The organism is Clostridium sp. JS66, from assembly GCF_033561535.1.
Classification (GTDB): domain Bacteria; phylum Bacillota; class Clostridia; order Clostridiales; family Clostridiaceae; genus Clostridium_AM; species Clostridium_AM carboxidivorans.
The window spans coordinates 3,586,618-3,603,503 of the sequence record NZ_CP131467.1; the positions used below are offsets into that span (position 1 = coordinate 3,586,618).

16 protein-coding genes are annotated in these 16,886 nt (G+C 28.8%); 11 read left to right on the top strand and 5 right to left on the bottom strand.

All coding sequences use genetic code 11. The features are described 5' to 3' along the window. Position 1: 1 nt before the first annotated feature. The 6 genes from Q6H37_RS16555 to Q6H37_RS16580 all read left to right on the top strand — a co-directional run bounded on the left by Q6H37_RS16555 (position 2) and on the right by Q6H37_RS16580 (position 5,283). On the top strand, positions 2 to 931 hold the full coding sequence (locus Q6H37_RS16555; protein ID WP_318734141.1) for a HAMP domain-containing sensor histidine kinase: 930 nt from the start codon (positions 2 to 4) through the stop codon (positions 929 to 931). Between the two features lie 174 nt (positions 932 to 1,105). Then, on the top strand, positions 1,106 to 2,017 hold the full coding sequence (locus Q6H37_RS16560; protein ID WP_318734143.1) for an ABC transporter ATP-binding protein: 912 nt from the start codon (positions 1,106 to 1,108) through the stop codon (positions 2,015 to 2,017). Next, positions 2,018 to 2,782, top strand: a complete 765-nt coding sequence (locus Q6H37_RS16565; protein WP_318734145.1) for an ABC transporter permease — start codon at positions 2,018 to 2,020, stop codon at positions 2,780 to 2,782. Between the two features lie 19 nt (positions 2,783 to 2,801). Further along, positions 2,802 to 3,527, top strand: a complete 726-nt coding sequence (locus Q6H37_RS16570) for an ABC transporter permease (RefSeq protein ID WP_318734147.1) — start codon at positions 2,802 to 2,804, stop codon at positions 3,525 to 3,527. Between the two features lie 27 nt (positions 3,528 to 3,554). After that, the gene (locus Q6H37_RS16575) at positions 3,555 to 4,829 is read left to right on the top strand and encodes a peptidase S41 (RefSeq protein ID WP_318734149.1); all 1,275 of its coding nucleotides are present in this window, start codon (positions 3,555 to 3,557) and stop codon (positions 4,827 to 4,829) included. An 88-nt stretch (positions 4,830 to 4,917) separates the two neighbouring features. After that, positions 4,918 to 5,283 carry a hypothetical protein gene (locus Q6H37_RS16580; RefSeq protein WP_318734150.1) on the top strand — a complete coding sequence of 122 codons (366 nt, stop codon included), beginning with the start codon at positions 4,918 to 4,920 and terminating at the stop codon, positions 5,281 to 5,283. Between the two features lie 187 nt (positions 5,284 to 5,470). Here Q6H37_RS16580 and Q6H37_RS16585 read toward each other — a convergent pair whose 3' ends face one another. The 5 genes from Q6H37_RS16585 to Q6H37_RS16605 all read right to left on the bottom strand — a co-directional run bounded on the left by Q6H37_RS16585 (position 5,471) and on the right by Q6H37_RS16605 (position 12,182). Then, positions 5,471 to 7,954, bottom strand: a complete 2,484-nt coding sequence (locus Q6H37_RS16585; RefSeq protein ID WP_318734152.1) for an ABC transporter substrate-binding protein — start codon at positions 7,952 to 7,954, stop codon at positions 5,471 to 5,473. A gap of 347 nt (positions 7,955 to 8,301) precedes the next feature. Beyond that, positions 8,302 to 9,513, bottom strand: a complete 1,212-nt coding sequence (locus Q6H37_RS16590; protein ID WP_318734154.1) for an ABC transporter permease — start codon at positions 9,511 to 9,513, stop codon at positions 8,302 to 8,304. Next, positions 9,513 to 10,220: an ABC transporter ATP-binding protein gene (locus Q6H37_RS16595; protein WP_318734156.1), complete on the bottom strand. Its 708-nt coding sequence runs from the start codon at positions 10,218 to 10,220 to the stop codon at positions 9,513 to 9,515. Before Q6H37_RS16595 ends, Q6H37_RS16590 begins: the two co-directional genes overlap by 1 nt. Next, the gene (locus tag Q6H37_RS16600; protein ID WP_318734158.1) at positions 10,217 to 11,311 is read right to left on the bottom strand and encodes an efflux RND transporter periplasmic adaptor subunit; all 1,095 of its coding nucleotides are present in this window, start codon (positions 11,309 to 11,311) and stop codon (positions 10,217 to 10,219) included. Before Q6H37_RS16600 ends, Q6H37_RS16595 begins: the two co-directional genes overlap by 4 nt. A 190-nt stretch (positions 11,312 to 11,501) precedes the next feature. Then, on the bottom strand, positions 11,502 to 12,182 hold the full coding sequence (locus Q6H37_RS16605) for a Yip1 family protein (RefSeq protein WP_318734160.1): 681 nt from the start codon (positions 12,180 to 12,182) through the stop codon (positions 11,502 to 11,504). Positions 12,183 to 12,537: 355 nt separating this feature from the next. Here Q6H37_RS16605 and Q6H37_RS16610 point away from each other — a divergent pair, with 355 nt between their 5' ends. From Q6H37_RS16610 to Q6H37_RS16630, 5 genes are all read left to right on the top strand, one after another. Continuing rightward, complete coding sequence (locus Q6H37_RS16610; protein WP_318734162.1) at positions 12,538 to 13,254, top strand: lantibiotic protection ABC transporter ATP-binding protein; 717 nt, start codon at positions 12,538 to 12,540, stop codon at positions 13,252 to 13,254. Next, complete coding sequence (locus tag Q6H37_RS16615; RefSeq protein WP_318734164.1) at positions 13,254 to 14,015, top strand: lantibiotic immunity ABC transporter MutE/EpiE family permease subunit; 762 nt, start codon at positions 13,254 to 13,256, stop codon at positions 14,013 to 14,015. The genes Q6H37_RS16610 and Q6H37_RS16615 overlap by 1 nt, the downstream gene beginning before the upstream one ends. A 1-nt stretch (position 14,016) precedes the next feature. Next, the gene (locus Q6H37_RS16620) at positions 14,017 to 14,778 is read left to right on the top strand and encodes a lantibiotic immunity ABC transporter MutG family permease subunit (protein WP_318734166.1); all 762 of its coding nucleotides are present in this window, start codon (positions 14,017 to 14,019) and stop codon (positions 14,776 to 14,778) included. Between the two features lie 90 nt (positions 14,779 to 14,868). Continuing rightward, positions 14,869 to 15,531 carry a response regulator transcription factor gene (locus tag Q6H37_RS16625; protein WP_318734168.1) on the top strand — a complete coding sequence of 221 codons (663 nt, stop codon included), beginning with the start codon at positions 14,869 to 14,871 and terminating at the stop codon, positions 15,529 to 15,531. Then, entirely contained in the window at positions 15,522 to 16,883 is a 1,362-nt protein-coding gene (locus Q6H37_RS16630; RefSeq protein ID WP_318734170.1) for a HAMP domain-containing sensor histidine kinase, read from the top strand. Before Q6H37_RS16625 ends, Q6H37_RS16630 begins: the two co-directional genes overlap by 10 nt. Positions 16,884 to 16,886: the final 3 nt, after the last annotated feature.

Below are 16,886 nucleotides of genomic sequence, written 5' to 3' on the forward strand. Positions count from 1 at the left end.
AATGAAGTTATTGGTATATATTTTGAGTATTATAATAATCTTTCTTATAATTTTAATAGTATCACTGATTAAAAAAATAAACTACATAAGTAAAACAGTAGATGAAGTTGTACAAGGAAACTTTAATCAGAGAATAAGATTTCAAAATCACATGAAGCCTGTGAATATATTATGCATAAAATTAAATGGCCTAATAATAAAAATGCAAAAGATATTTGAAAAGAATAAAGTAAATGAAGATTCAATAAAAAAAATGATATCTAACATATCACATGATCTTAGAACTCCATTAACCTCAATGCTTGGATATATAGAACTTGTGCTTAATGATACTACATTAAGTGAAGAAGAAAAAAGAAAATATATAGAAATAGTCTACAATAAGGGCAATCACTTATATAGTCTTATGGAAGAGTTTTTTCAAGTTTCCAAGCTTGAATCTAAAGATGTTAAATTGGATATAAGAAAAGTAAATATATCTGAAATTGTAAGGCAAAATATAATATCATTTTTTAATGAATTAAAGAAACGTAATATGGAGCCACAAATAAGTATTCCTGAAGAAGATATATATGCTTTTGGAGATGAAAAAGCAGTAAATAGGATACTAAATAATCTTATAAATAATTCTTTAAAATATGGATCTGAAGGTACCATAATAGGAGTTAATTTAACTTGCGATAAGAACAATGTTTTTATATCTGTATGGGATAATGGCATAGGGATACCTAAAGAAGAAATAGATTATGTATTTGATAGGCTATATACTGTTGAAAAGTCAAGAAAATTAAATTTGAAAAGCAGCGGATTGGGACTTACCATAGTTAAAAAATTAGTAGAGGCCCTAGGAGGAACCATTTCTGTAAGTAGTATACCCTTTGAAAAAACAGCTTTTACATTTACATTGTCTAAATTTTCAAATAAAAGATAAGGTAAAACATATTTGTTTTACCTTATTTTTTAAATTTAAGAAAATTGTAAGAACTGTGTAAAAGCCATGTAAGGATTATGTTGTATATTATAAGTATGGAGCAGTGATAACTTCACTGAACTAAAATTTAAATAAGCGGCAGCAAAAATATTTCTGCTATCATAGGAGGATGACATGGAAAGTATTCTTAAAACTTATAACTTAACTAAAGAATTTAAAAACTTTTCTGCAGTTAAAAATTTAAATATGACTATTAATCAAGGTGATATATATGGCTTCCTTGGTGAAAATGGTGCAGGCAAAACCACTACCATAAGAATGATTATGGGACTTATAAAAACAACTTCTGGAGAAATAGAACTATTTTCAGAAAAAGCTTCAAGTAAAAATAGAAGACTTCTTCAAAGAGTAGGATCTATGATAGAATATCCAGGCTTTTATCCAAACCTGACAGCTAAAGAAAATTTAGAAATACACAGACGAATGATGGGTATGCAAGAGAAAGATTGTATAGTAGATTCTTTAAAAATAGTAGGAATAGAAGATGTAAAAGACAAGAAGGTAAAACAATTTTCCCTTGGTATGAAACAAAGGCTTGGGATAGCTAGAGCTCTCCTACATCATCCTGAATTTTTAATATTAGACGAGCCTACCAATGGTCTTGATCCTATGGGAATAAAGGAAATTAGAGAATTAATTATTGATTTATCACATAAACAAGGTATTACTTTTTTAATATCCAGCCATATATTAAGTGAAATTCAGCAAATGGCAAATAAGATTGGAATAATTCATAAAGGTGAACTTTTAGAAGAAATACCTTATGATGAGTTACAAAAAAGGAACAGGCATTATATAAATATTAGGGTGAACGATGACAAGAAAGCTTCCTTTCTTTTAGAACAAAAATTGGATATAAAAGATTATGTTATATGGGAAAAAAATAACTTAAGAATTTATGAAAAACTTCAAGAAGCTTCAAATATAAATAAAATATTGGTTTCAAACAATCTATTTGTAGATGAGATATGTTTAAAAGCAGACAGCTTAGAAGATTACTTTTTAAGACTTACAGGAGGAAATTAAATGTTTAATATAATATACTCTGAATTTTTAAAGCTAAAAAAATCCTATTTGTTTACTACAGCAGTAATTGCTTCAGTTTTTTTACCTGCAATTGCATTTATTGTGTCACTTTCAAATGATTATAGTGGTATTACAAGTGTTTTAAAATATACATTTATTAAAGATTACAGAGCCAATATAGAAGTCAATTGTTTTTGCTTTTTATATACAGTTTTATTCTCTTTGATTGCCGGATATATCTTTTCCAGGGAGTTTGCTGATAAAACAGATAATGTAATATATACTTACCCAATTAGCAGAACAAAAATATTTATAGGCAAATTAGTAACCTTATATATAATAATTTCATTTATATATGTTGTTCAATTCTTAGCTATGTATTTAAGTTTATGTATAGCCTGGCATGAGTTTCCTTCCAATAACTTTATTATTACAGATATGAAGGTCAACGTATGCTCATTACTAATGCAATTTATATTGATGCCTATCCCTATATTAATTGCCAATATAACAAAAAATACTATTTTTCCAGTAGTGTATGGGGTATTGGGAGCCCTTTCTTGTATGTGTACTATAGCTGTAGGTTCTATGTATTCAGCTATTTATATGCAGTTTTCTCCTTTAATGCTTCCTGTAATACCTATGTATTATTTTCATGCAGGAGACCCTATAGATTTTGTGTTAATTAGCATTAGCGCTGTGTTTACCTTTGGTATATTTATGTTTTTATCTGTTTACCATTTCAATAAGATGGATCTCAATTAAGTTTAGCGGAGGAATTTAAATGTTAAATATAATATATTCAGAATTTTTAAAGTTAAAAAAATCCTATATTTCATCTATAGTATTAATTAGTGGAATGATTATGAGTATACTTATGATAATTGGAAATTTAGTTGCAGGTATAAGTATGTCCTTTGAAAAATTTGCATGTAATATAGAACAGATGAATCTTATAATATTAAACCCAGTTTTATTTTCTTTGATAGCAGGGTACGTACTTTCTAGAGAATTTACAGATAAAACTGCCAACATATTATATTCCTATCCCATTAGTAGAATAAAACTCTTTATATCAAAATTAATTACAATATATGTCTTGATTTTTATGGTTTATTTCATTCAAGGTATATCTACAAGTTTAAGTTATTACATAGCAAATGGAATAGTACCTTCATATGCTCCTATAATGAATTATATAAAAGCTAATATAGTTTCTATGCTATTTCAATTTTTATTAATTCCAATTCCAATATTAATTGCAAATACCACTAAAAATATCATAATGCCAACAGTGTATGGTATATTAAGCTTCATCACAACAGGCTTTATGGGAAGTAATTTCGCTTATGCTGACTATATTCCTTTAATGGCACCTTATGTTTCCACACAATATTTTTATTTTAATAAAGATATTAATCTTAATCATATTATATTTTCTAGTACTTTATTTTTTATTCTATTTATGCCAATTTGTATCTATGAATTCAATAAGAAAGAGATAAATTAGATTTTTCATATAAAAAGGAGTTCAACAATGAGTAAATTTATAAAAATTAGTTTTTGTTTTGTTTTAATTTTTTCAATTATATTTTCCACTGGCTGTGAATCACAATATTTAGGTGGAGATAGAAATGCTAAGTGGAAAAAAGATTTAAGCTATTTAGAAGAAGCTCTTCCTAAAAAACATGCAAATTTATTTTTTAAAACCAGTAAAGAGCAATTTCATAATGATATAAGCAACTTGAAAAACTCTGTAGATAAATCAAATGATGATGAGATTGTAGCTGGGATTTATAAGATAATGGCGTCTATTGGTGATGCTCATTCCTCTGCCTATAAAGAATTTTCTAAAATATATCCTGTACAATTTTATTACTTTAAGGATGGAATATATGTAATTAATACCACTAGTCAATATAAAGAAGCTCTTTACTCAAAGCTTGTGAAGATTAACGGAATAGATATAGAAAAAGTTAAACAAGCAATTATTCCTTTAATTGTTGCTGAAAATGAAGGGATGATTAAAAAAGGTATACCTAAATATTTATCAAATCCTGAAATTCTTCATGGAATTAAAATTACTAAAGATACAGAAAAAGCAGTATTTACCTTTGAAAATGATAAGGGAGAAAGCTTTGATATTAATATAAAATCTGTAGATAGAGGCAAAGGTGACAATCTAATTGTAAATCAATCTCCTGACAGCTCTTATCCTTTATATATGCAAAAAACAGAGTTAAATTATTGGTACAAGTATTTAGATAAAGAAAAAACTTTATATTTCAAATACAATAAATGTAATCCAGACGAAGATGAAAAGGCTCCTAAAATAGAAGATTTTATAACTGATATGTTAAAGTTTATTGACAAGCATCCTGTAGATAAATTTGTAATTGATATGAGAACTAATGGAGGCGGCAGTGATAAATACATAGTTCCTATTATAGATAAATTAAAAAATAGCAAGTTGAACAATAAAAATAGTTTATTTGTTATAGTTGGAAGAGATACCTTTTCTGCAGCGATGGTTGACACAGTTCTTTTAAAGAAACAAACTAATGCAACATTTGTAGGTGAATCTACTAGTGCTAAGCCTAGTCATTATGGTGCTGTGAAACATCTTACTCTTCCTAATTCAAAAATAGAGGTAGGATATTCTACACAGTTTAATGAAGCTGATGACAACGACTCAGAAGGCAGCTTGGATGATAAACTAAATACTTTTATGCCAGATAAAATAATTGAAATATCTATAAATGATTATGTAAATAAGAAAGATCCTATTTTAGATTATATATTGAATTTATAATAATTTTAAAGATATTCTCCAAAATTAAACAATAGTTTCTACTGGAATAATGTTCCTATTCATTGAAAATCGTACAATAAAATGGAAAGTGACTTTCCAAAAGCTTGATATGGATATTTTTAAAGAAGGGTCTAGCGTATCTGAAACTACTATTGCTGTAAGGGCAATGAATGAGGGAAAAATTTTGAATGAAAAAGTACCAAGAGAAAAATATGGACAAAGATTGATTACTATTACAATACCACTTATTGTTGTAGCTAATGAAATTAGACAACTATCCACACAATCAAAAGAAACTGTACCTCAAATTAAAGTATTAACTGAAGAGATAAAAAATAAAATGAATGAGATTAATAAAGAAAGTAGCGAATCCCTAGCAGCAAGTCAAGAACAAGCTTCTGCTACAGAAGAAATTTCTGCTAGTATTGAAGAATTATCAGCCATGGCGAATTAGTTGGAAAATATTGTAAAAGACTTATAAAGCAAAAATATTGCGCCATAAGAGTACAGTAGAAGTTTGAATTTTAACTTTTACTCCGTGATATATGATAAAAGTTAAAATTCAAACTAGTCACTTCGCTTACATGTGCTTGTGTCACAATATTTTTAAACTGTAAAAGTTGAGTGATTTATCTTTTATGCTATTTTACACTTTCCATAATTATATCTTCATACCTAACTATTCCAAGAGGATTAACTCTTACACCTATAATTCCATCTCTAAAAACATATCCTACCTGAGGATGATATAAAAATATCCAAGGAGCATCCTTTACTATTATCTTCTGCAAATCTTTATATATTTCCATTCTCTTATGAGGATTTACCATTTTTTTAGCTTTATTCATCATACTTGTCACCTCTGAATTATTATATCCAGTGAAATCTGTAACATTTGTTGGATTAAACATTGGTTGAAGAAAATTATCCATATCTCCAGTATCTGAAATCCACCTACTTAAAAATAAATCACATTTACTAATTGATTCAGGTTTCAAATACTTATCTGGACTTACCTTCCCTAAAACACATTCAACTCCTATGTTTTCTAAATCGCTTATAATAAATTGCGTTATTTCATTGAAGGTAGATTCACTACTTTCATCTCTAATCAAAACCCTAAGCTTTATATTTCCTATTAGTCCATGCTTTTTATTTAAAATTTCCCTTGCTAATGCAGGATTATATGTTAAATCTTTTAAATATCCATTGTCGATCATGTTAGGAGGCATAGGTCCTCTTGCCTCTTCTCCAAGTCCACCTAAAACTTCATCAATGATTTTCTTCTTGTTAACTGCTAAGTTAAAAGCATACCTAATTTCATTATCCTTTGCAAAAATAGAATTGGACTTCAAATTAAATCCAGCATAATAAGTTCCCATAACACTTTTATACTTTATGTTTAAAATTTTAGCAGCCGATAATTCCTCTATCTGTTTCTTATTATCTACTGTTATAAAATCACATTCTTTGTTAACAAAACTACCAGTAGCTTGTCCCCCTTCAAATTCTACAATAATTTTATCTACATATGCCGCTCCACCAAAGTAATCTTTAAATGCAGTTAGTGTACATTTATCTTTTTCTTTGTTTTCTATTATGTATGGTCCACAACCTACCAATTGTCCTTTTTCAAGATCTTCTTTAGACAATATACAACAAATATACTGTCCTAAATTAAGTAGAAATCCACTATATGGAGATGTTAGTTTAATGGAAATTCTATATTTATCAAGTATTTTTATTCCTTTTACTTCTTTTGATAGTCCTTTTGAATATTCTTCAGAACCTTCAATTTGTTCTAAGAACCAAGCATTAGGCGATTTTAATGAAGGACTTAACAATCTTTCATAAGAATACTTTACATCCTCAGCAGTTATTTCTCTTCCATTATGAAACTTAGCACCTTTCCTTAAATTGAATATCCAAGTTAAGTTATCCTCTTCAACATACCAACTCTTAGCAACTCCTGGGGTAATCTCACCTGTTGAACTAATCAATAATAATCCACCATGGACATTATATAAAATTTGACCACTTTGTGCATCAAAAGCTAATTGAGGATCATATCCTAGCGGAGCTTCACTCAAAAAAGTTTTAATTACTGATTCATTTTTATCTTCTCCTTGAATTTTTTCAAGAAGCTTAGTTGATATACTTTGAAGATCTTTTGCAACATTTGAAAGAATATTTAAAGTAGTTTTTGTATACTGAGTATTTAATGTGGTAGTTTCTATCATTTCCATAACTTTTTCGGAAGTTTTGTTCATTTCTTCTGTTGAAATGATAATACTCTCCAAGCTTTCTGTTTGTTTTGAAATGGCAGTATTAATTTCTTCTGTTACATTACTAGTAGTGCTAACAGCATTTATTATATTATTGAATACTTCCTTAGTATTATTTGCAATTTCATTTCCGTCCTGTACCTTACCCATACTTTTATCCATGGCATTTATAGTTTTATCTATGCTCAAATTTATTTCATTAATTGTACTTGAAATCTGCTCTGCTGATTCTGAACTTCTTTGAGCCAGCTCTTTAACCTCTTTGGCAACTACTGCAAAGCCTTTACCAGCTTCTCCAGCTCTTGCTGCTTCAATAGATGCATTTAAAGATAATAAATTTGTGTTGTCCGCTATGTCTTTTATAATTGTGAGCATTTCATTTATGTGCTTTGCCTTTAAGCTTAATTCATTTACAACTTCTTTAACAGCTTTAACAGATATCCCAATATCACCCATAGCTTGTATAGAATTATCCACAGCCTTGCTGCCTTCTCTAGCTATTCCCATTGTTTTTTCTGCTATTTGTTTTGAATTTTCAGTACTTGCAAAAACTTCTTCTGCCAAAGCTGAATAATTATTTACTTCATTCACAACTTTTTCTATAGATTCCATTTGTACTTCTACATTTTCCCCAATATTTTGTGTTAACGATATCAAATTTTCAGTTGCAAAATCAGTTTCCTTAATTTTTTCACTTATTCTTGTTACTATACATTGTTGGTTACGTTTTAAAAGACTTAATTCATTTGTTTTTTTAATATTAATGATATTTTTTTCATTAGAAGCTTGTTCAATATCATGTTCTGTCAATTTCCATTTATTTTTCATCCATTCTAACATTATGTTTCCCTCCGTTTGCCAATGTTAAATTAAAAGATACATGAAAATTATACCACAGAATCAGGCAAAATATACAGTATGTATTCCATATTTTAATGAAATAAACCATTTTTTGTAATATATGTGTACATTCTTAACAAAATGAGGATATTACTCTTCTTTCTTTATTAATATTACACAATTGTATATGAAAATTCATTCAAATGCTAATTTTATATTCTTTAACTCCTCTTTACCAAAAGAGTTTTAAATTCCTACTAAATAAAAAATAAGCCTGCTTATATAACAGACTTACACAAAAATCATTTAATAAATTCCATTAATTTATCTATAAAAAGCATTTCATATTATTCATATCTTAAAGCTTCAATAGGATCCAACCTTGCTGCTTTGGTTGCTGGATATAATCCAAAGAATATTCCAATTGCCGATGAAAATGAAAATGCTATTAGTATTATCCCTATGGATATTGGAATATGTATTTTTAAGAAGGCTCCAACAATCTTACCTGTAGTTATACCAAAAATGGTACCAATTATTCCTCCTATAAGACATAGGATTATAGATTCCATAAGAAATTGTACTTTTATATCACGTGTTTTTGCTCCAATTGCTTTTCTTATACCAATTTCTCTAGTTCTTTCCGTTACAGATACAAGCATTATATTCATAACACCAATTCCACCTACTAAGAGTGATATAGCTGCAATAGCACCAAGTATAGTTGTTATAACACTTAGCCCTTTGGTTACAGCTTCAAGTCCTTTAAATCCATTTTCAGCTACATATATACCTTTACTTTGATGTTTACTTTCAAGAATTCTTATTATACTAGAGCTTATCGCATCTGCTTTACTCATATCTGATAACATTACTGACATATAACTAATATTAGTATTTGTAATCAACCTATCTGCTGTTGTTATAGGTATGAATACTCCACCGAGAGCATTATCTGATGCTTCTCCCAAATTTGCATTAGGATCTTTATATACACCAACTATATGAAAATTTACTTCTCCATTATCCGATGTCAGCTCAATATCCTCCCCAATTGCATTATCAGTTCCACGAAATAACTTTCCAGCTGTCTTTTCATCTATAATTGCTGCACTAGATCTTGCATCTACATCATGTTGATTTAAAAATCTTCCACTGATCATTTTTATGCCTGAAAGCTTGTCATACCCTTGTGTTGATGCTACAATCTCTGCATGCCTAGATTTATTCTGAACCTTCAAATTTCCACTACCTGAAAGCATTGGAACTACCTGTGTAACTTCAGGTATCTTATCCTTTATAAGATCAATATCATCCATAGTAAAGTAGTCCTTCCTTTCTATGGATTTATCTGAAGATTGATTTAAACGCACATTAACTACATTACTACCTACCCCCTGAAATTCCCCTGCAATATATTCTTTTGCTCCAGCACCTATAGAAACTATAGTTATTACAGAAGATATTCCTATTATTATTCCAAGCATAGTTAGCAAAGATCTTAATTTATTCGACTTTATACTCTGCAGTGCAGATTTAAAGCCTTCTTCTACATTCATTAGTTTTGCCCCCCAACTATAGTCCTATTTGCAACTAAACTATCAGAAATTATAGTTCCATCTTTAAAAACTACATTTCTTTTTGTGTGCATAGCTATATCAGGTTCATGTGTAACCATAACAATAGTTACACCTTCATCATTCAAGCTTTGAAAAATACCCATTATTTCTTCACTTGAAACACTATCTAAATTTCCAGTAGGTTCATCTGCAAGTATTATAGAAGGATTATTAACTAAAGCCCTTGCAATGGCAACCCTCTGTTTTTGTCCCCCTGACATTTCATTAGGTTTGTGCTGAATTCTGTTAGATAATCCAACCCTATCTAATGCTATTTTTGCTTTCTTTTCTCTTTCATGCTTAGGTATTCCTGCATACATCATTGGAAGTTCAACATTTTCCATAGCTGTAAGTTTGGGAAGTAAATTAAAAGCTTGAAATACAAATCCTATTTTTTTATTTCTTATTTCAGCTAAGCTATTGTCATCTAGTGAAGACACATCCACATCTTCTAAGTAATACTTTCCCTCTGTAAGTTTGTCCAAACATCCAAGAACATTCATAAGAGTAGACTTTCCAGACCCAGAAGCACCCATTATAGCTACATATTCTTCTTTTTCAATTTGTAAATTAATTTCCTTTAAAGCTCTAAGTTTTATTGATCCAGTATCATACACTTTAACTAAATTCTCCAATTTAATTATCACTTATTGGTCCCTCCTGTTTGGGCCTTTGAAGCATCTTTTACAATTTCACCATCTTTAAGTGAATCGGAAGGATTAGTTACATATTTTTCTCCCTGTGCAAGACCGCTTATAATTTCTACTGCATCATCAGTTTCAATTCCAGTTCTTATATATTTTTTTGAAACTTTGTTTTCAGAATTTACTATGTAAACATACTTTCTTTTTGTAGCCTTATCTTGTTTTATACTATCTACACCCATAACAATTGCATTTTGTTTTTCATTAAATACAACTTCTACATCAGCCTTATATCCTGATTTTATACTGTCACCTGTACCTGCACCATCAAGAGTTACTATAACATTTACCTTAGCTTCCTGCTGTGCATTTTTATCATCCATCTTTGTTTGGGCTATTTGACCAACATCTGTAACAGAACCAATATACTTCATTTTGTCATTTCCTTTTATTTTAACAATAGCCTTTTGTCCCTTTGAAACCTTCATAGCATCATATTGACTCATATCTATAGAAACTTTATACTTTGAATTATCATCTACTATTATCTTATCACCTGTTTGTGGAACTTGGCCTTCTTTTGCATCAACTTTTACCACTTTTCCATCTACACCAGATTTTATATCACATTGAGCTATTTTTTCATTTAAGCTATCAATTTGGGCTCTTATAGAACTTGTTGAAATTGACCCACTACCATTTTTTGCTTGTCCTCCTGGAACTTGTGTCATTGTACTTTGAGCATTGCTTAAATCTGCTTGTACTTTATTTAATTCATTTTTATAATCAGATGAATCCATTTGAACCAAGACATCATCCTTTTTTACATCTTGTCCTTCTGTTACTAATACTTTTGACACCTTTTGAGTATTACCCAAAGTTATTTCATTTCTATAATTAGGTTGTATAGTTCCAGAAACCACAGTACTTTGAGCTATATTTTTCTTGATAACCTTAGATATACTCACGCTTTTTATTTGAGATTTTTGAGCCTTTGAATAAGAAGATATTCCTATTATTACAATTATAATTAGAACAACTGATATAATTCCTAATTTCTTCTTATTCTTTATAAATTTAAACTTAGATTTCATTTTTCTTTTTCCTCACCTTTCTAAATATAATATGCAAATCATTTAAAAATACAATACATCTTCATTATAACAATTATTACAAAATTATTCACCTTTTCTCATAAGTTGTATAAATAAACATAAAGCTGACATTATATAAAATGCAATGTCAGCTTGTCTATTATGGAAACTTAATGACAGTGCCTTTAAGTTAAACCCGTAATAACATTGAAAATTGAACAATAATTGAAAGAATATAAATTATAAAAACTATTATTGCAGCTTTCTTAATCTTCATCTTAAATACAACTGAAGTTCCTATTGCCGCTAATATACTGCTCCATATATAGAAAAAATTTATAGATGAAAATAACTTATAAATAGTACTTTTTGTATCCACTGACGAGCTCAAAAACAATGCAAAGCTTGTGGAAACATTCTTCACATTTTGTGGTTCTGTAAACGCCATTATTACTGCAGATAAAATTAATCCTATTAGCACTGGAACATAAGCTAAAAGATTTATGCAATATAAGTTTTTAAAATTTCCATTTTCTTTTGTAATAGATGCAGCAAGTTTAATTAATGCACTTGATATCAATGCCACTAAAGCTGGCATAATTAATGCTCCAACTATTCCAGAAATTACAACTACCATTTTTATCATTGGAAGTGCAGCTTGAGAAACATTTGTCATTTCTTGAGTACTTGAAATAGTATAACTTATAAGTTTAGGCAGCTCTACTATAGTAACAATTAATTGAATAAACGTTATGGGGATTAAGTATCTCCACACTTTTGGATTTTGGTTAACTTTCTCCATTGTTTCTTTTGGCGATATTACAACACCAATAAGAGTTTTTAAAATTCCATCTTTACTTTCTTTTGACATTAATTCTCCTCCTAATTTGAAATAATTCAGTTTTATACAGGCATTAGCTATTTATATTTATTATGTGAATGCTTGTAAATTTTGTATTTATACTGTGCATATCTATTATATACAGTATAAGCACAAAAATCAACTAACTTATCCATAAAAGTAAGACAAAACTATTTATGGAAAAATATAATATCAATACACCTTATTCTAATAATTATGCTTCTTTAAATCTTTTTATTTACTTTATCAAATTTAATTTCACTTTTTTGATAAAATCTTGATTTTTATTTGATATTCTTATTTTGCAAACAAGAAAGCAGTTGTTTAACTGACTATCAACTTTATTATACGAGGAGCGTTAATTATGCAAGAAAATTATCTATTACAAACTGAAAAATTAACAAAAAAATTTAAAAAGGAATATTCGGTAAATTCTCTTTCCATTTCAATTCCTAAAAATCACATTTATGGATTGTTAGGTGCTAATGGAGCTGGAAAATCTACCACACTAAAAATGATAACAGGATTGTTAAAACCCACTTCAGGTGAAATTATATTTGATGGCCACAAGTGGAATCGTGATGATTTAAAAGATATTGGTGCTTTAATTGAACAGCCACCTATTTATGGAAACTTAACTGCAAAGGAAAATTTAAAAGTTCATACTACTCTTTTAGGATTACCAGATAAGCGTATCCGTGAAGTATTAAAAATTGTAGATTTGACAGATACTGGTGATAAACAAGCTAAAAATTTCTCTATGGGAATGAAACAGCGTTTAGGTATTGCTATTGCAATTTTAAACCATCCAAAATTATTGATTTTAGATGAACCTACTAATGGCTTAGATCCTATAGGAATTCAAGACTTGCGAAAATTAATAAAGTCTTTTCCAGAGCAAGGAATTACCGTAATTTTATCAAGTCACATCTTAGCTGAAGTAGAACAGGTTATAGACTATGTGGGAATTATGAGTCATGGTATTTTAGGCTACCAAGGCAAAATCAATCCTGGTGAAGATTTAGAGGCCTTATTCATGGATGTTGAACACGAAACTAGAAAAAAGAGAGGAATTATATAATGATTAAATACTTAATTGCTGAAAATTTAAAAACAAAAAAAACTATACTTCGTAAATTATTAATTTCTATACCTATATTATGTGTAAGTCTTGCTCTTATTTTTGACTTTTTAGGTTTTGGATATTTTACTAGTAAATCTGCTTTTACTTCACTAAACCATTGGTCATTATCCTGGATGCCACTTTTAATTGTTTTTCTTACAGGTATGTTTCATAAAATTGAACAAAACAGTACAGGCTATAAAACCATTCTTTCTTTTCCAATTGATTTAAAGAAAAGCTGGATAGCTAAAATTGCAATTTTATCATTTTTTACATTAATAGCTTCCCTCTTTTTAGGAATACTTATAGCCATATTAAATATTGCATTTACTAGTACAGAAGCAAGTGTTGTTCCATTTTATAATTGCTTCATAGCAATTATCATAAGCTGGATTACATCACTTTGGCAAATTCCATTATGCTTATGGTTAAGTAGAAAAATAAACTTTTTCATCTTATTAGTATTAACTTATGGTGCTAATTTGGAACTTGGTGCAAGCAGAGCTCCCTCTTCTTTATGGTGGTTGTTCCCATGGAGTATACCTCTTAGATTACAATGTCCATTACTTCACATGCACCCTAATTGTTTACCGCTAGATTCAAACAGCCCATTATTAAATTCTTCAGTTATTCCAGTTGGAATTGCATTAAGTATTTTGTTGTTTTTTATATTAGTCCTTATTACAAGTTATTCATTTAGTAAAAGTGAGGTATGTTAGTATGATTGCATTTTGGCATAGTTATAAAGCAGAATTTTTAAAAAATAAACATGGTGTTTTTCTATGGACACATATTATATTGCCTTTCCTATTAGTTATTTTTATGACTTTTTATAGATTTGGAAAATTAAATGATTTAGCTTTATTTGATTATTTCTTTAAAGCAATTGGCTTCTTCTTTCCAATAATTTCTGCAGTTCTTTGCGGATTAATTGCAGATCAAGAAAAACAAGCTGGGCACTGCCAGATAATGCTCAGCAAACTGCCTCATAAGGCAACTACCTTCGTAAGTCAATTGTGTATGCTTCTTACTATGAGTTTAGCTTCTATCTATTTAGCAATTATAATATTTATAATATCAATGAAATGTATAATCCATATAAATAACATTAATTATCTCTTATATTTTAAAACAGGTTTTTTCATATTTTTAAGTGTTATTTTCCTTTACAGTTTATATTTAGCTTTGGCCTATCATTTTAGTACTGGAGTTTGTATTGTAACTGGATTTGCTGGTTTAATCATTGCTGCTTTAGCCTCTACAGGTCAAGGAGACGGTGTTTGGATGTTCTTGCCATGGGTATGGCCTATGCGAATTGTAAACTTTATACTTAAATTTCAATTTAAAGTTTCAGGAGAAGTACTGTCAGCTTATACCTATAGTGAACTAACTACAGGTTTAACCTTTATGACAGTAATGACAATTTGCTGTATTATCATTTATATTCTTTCATTTCATTTTTGGGAAGGTAGACAAAAGTAACTAAAATTTAGTAAAATAAACTCTATGTAGTTTCACTTAATATAAGCTAACCCGAAAGTTGAGTTATTAAATGTACAAGGATGTGAAAACATGGCAAAAATTTTAGCTGTAGACGATGATAAAAGAATTTTAAAATTAATAAAAAACGCTTTAGAAATTAATAATCATGAAGTAGTTACATTGCAAAATGCAGAAAATGCTCCTATAGAAAACTTTTGTGAATATGATTTGATTTTACTAGATGTAATGATGCCAGGAATAGATGGATTTAAACTTTGTGAAAAGATACGTAGTTCAGTAGATTCTCCAATTATTTTTTTAACAGCAAAAACAGAAGAATCTGCAATTGTTAAAGGTTTAACTCTTGGAGGCGATGATTATATATCCAAGCCTTTTGGAGTAATGGAGCTCAACGCCCGTGTTGAAGCATATCTTAGAAGACAAAATCGAGGAAAATCTACTAGGAAATTAATATATGAAAATATTACAATTGATTTTGATAAAAAGGAAATCAATATTGGTGGTAATCCTGTTAATTTCACTAAAAATGAATACAACATTTGTGAATATTTAGCATTGAATCGTGGAAAAGTATTTACAAAACAGGCAATTTTCGAATCAATCTATGATCTTGATAGTGATACTCAATTCTCAGTAATCACTGAATATATAAGATTAATTCGTAATAAATTTAAGAAATTTGATTGCTCTCCTATTGAAACAGTTTGGGGGGTTGGATACATGTGGAAATAAAAAAAACATCTATGCAAACATATGTTATTAAATTCATTTTTAAAATAGCGTTTTGTTTTATAGCATCCTTATTAGCCATTTTTCTTATTTTTAATTATATGCTAAATTCACACATACTTCTACCTTCTAACTATTCACAACAAATGGTAGAAAAATCTAAAGAAACCATAAAAAATGCTAAAGAAGTAACTTCTGACTTAATACCAGAAAATTTAAACTATGTTATTTTGGACAAACAAACTTTAAATGTAAAGAAAGGTAATATGAATAACTCAGAAATAGAAAAAGCTAAATTAAGCGTTAAGGACCCTCAAATTGGAACTAATGTTTATGAGGTAACTGAACGATCAAAAGAATACTGCGTAATACACTACCACTTGGCTGTTCAATTTAGAAATCACACACTTAGGAAATTTATACCTTATCCTGAAATAGCTCTAATATTACTTTTTATTATCATTTTATTAATTACGCTATACATTCTTTCTTTACAGTTTTCAAATAGAATAAAAAATGAATTAAGCAAATTCAGCTATGTTACTGAAAAAATTGAAAAACAAGATCTGGATTTTGAAGTGCAAAATGCATACTTTATAGAGCATCAAAGGGTTATGGATTCCCTGGATAGTTTACGCTACAGCTTAAAAAAATCCTTAACAATTCAATTTGAACAGGAAAAAAACAAAGGAGAACAAATTAGTGCACTAGCTCATGATATTAAAATACCTATTACCGTTATCAAAGGAAATGCAGAACTACTAAATCTTACACAAAAAGATGAAAAAGCATTGGATTTCACAAATGAAATTATGGAAGCAACAGGTGAAATAGAACATTATACCCAGCTTTTAATTGATGCATCTAAAAATGATGAAACCTTTATAATACATAAAGAAAAGAATAATATAAATGAATTTTTAAGCATAATTGAAAAAGATACGCTTTCCTCTATTGGAAATAGCAATATTTGTTTTAATTTTAATAACAAGATACCTAATGAATTAATGTGCAATATTGATTGTATGTCAATGAAACGTGCATTCATGAATATTATTATAAATGCCATTGAATACACTAAGGATGTATTAACTTTAGATGCTTATTTAAAGGATAATTTAGCTTATTTCATAATTACTGATTCTGGAGATGGTTTTTCTCCTGAAGCATTAAAAAAAGCCACAGAATTATTCTACACTGGTAATAAGAGCCGAAGCCAAACTGGCCATTATGGTATTGGATTATCCTTTGCAAATAAAGTAATTAAAGCTCATAATGGTAAGCTTAATATACAAAATGATATAAATACTGGCGATGGACAAATTATAATTTCACTACCTGTAGAACTTGATTAATTA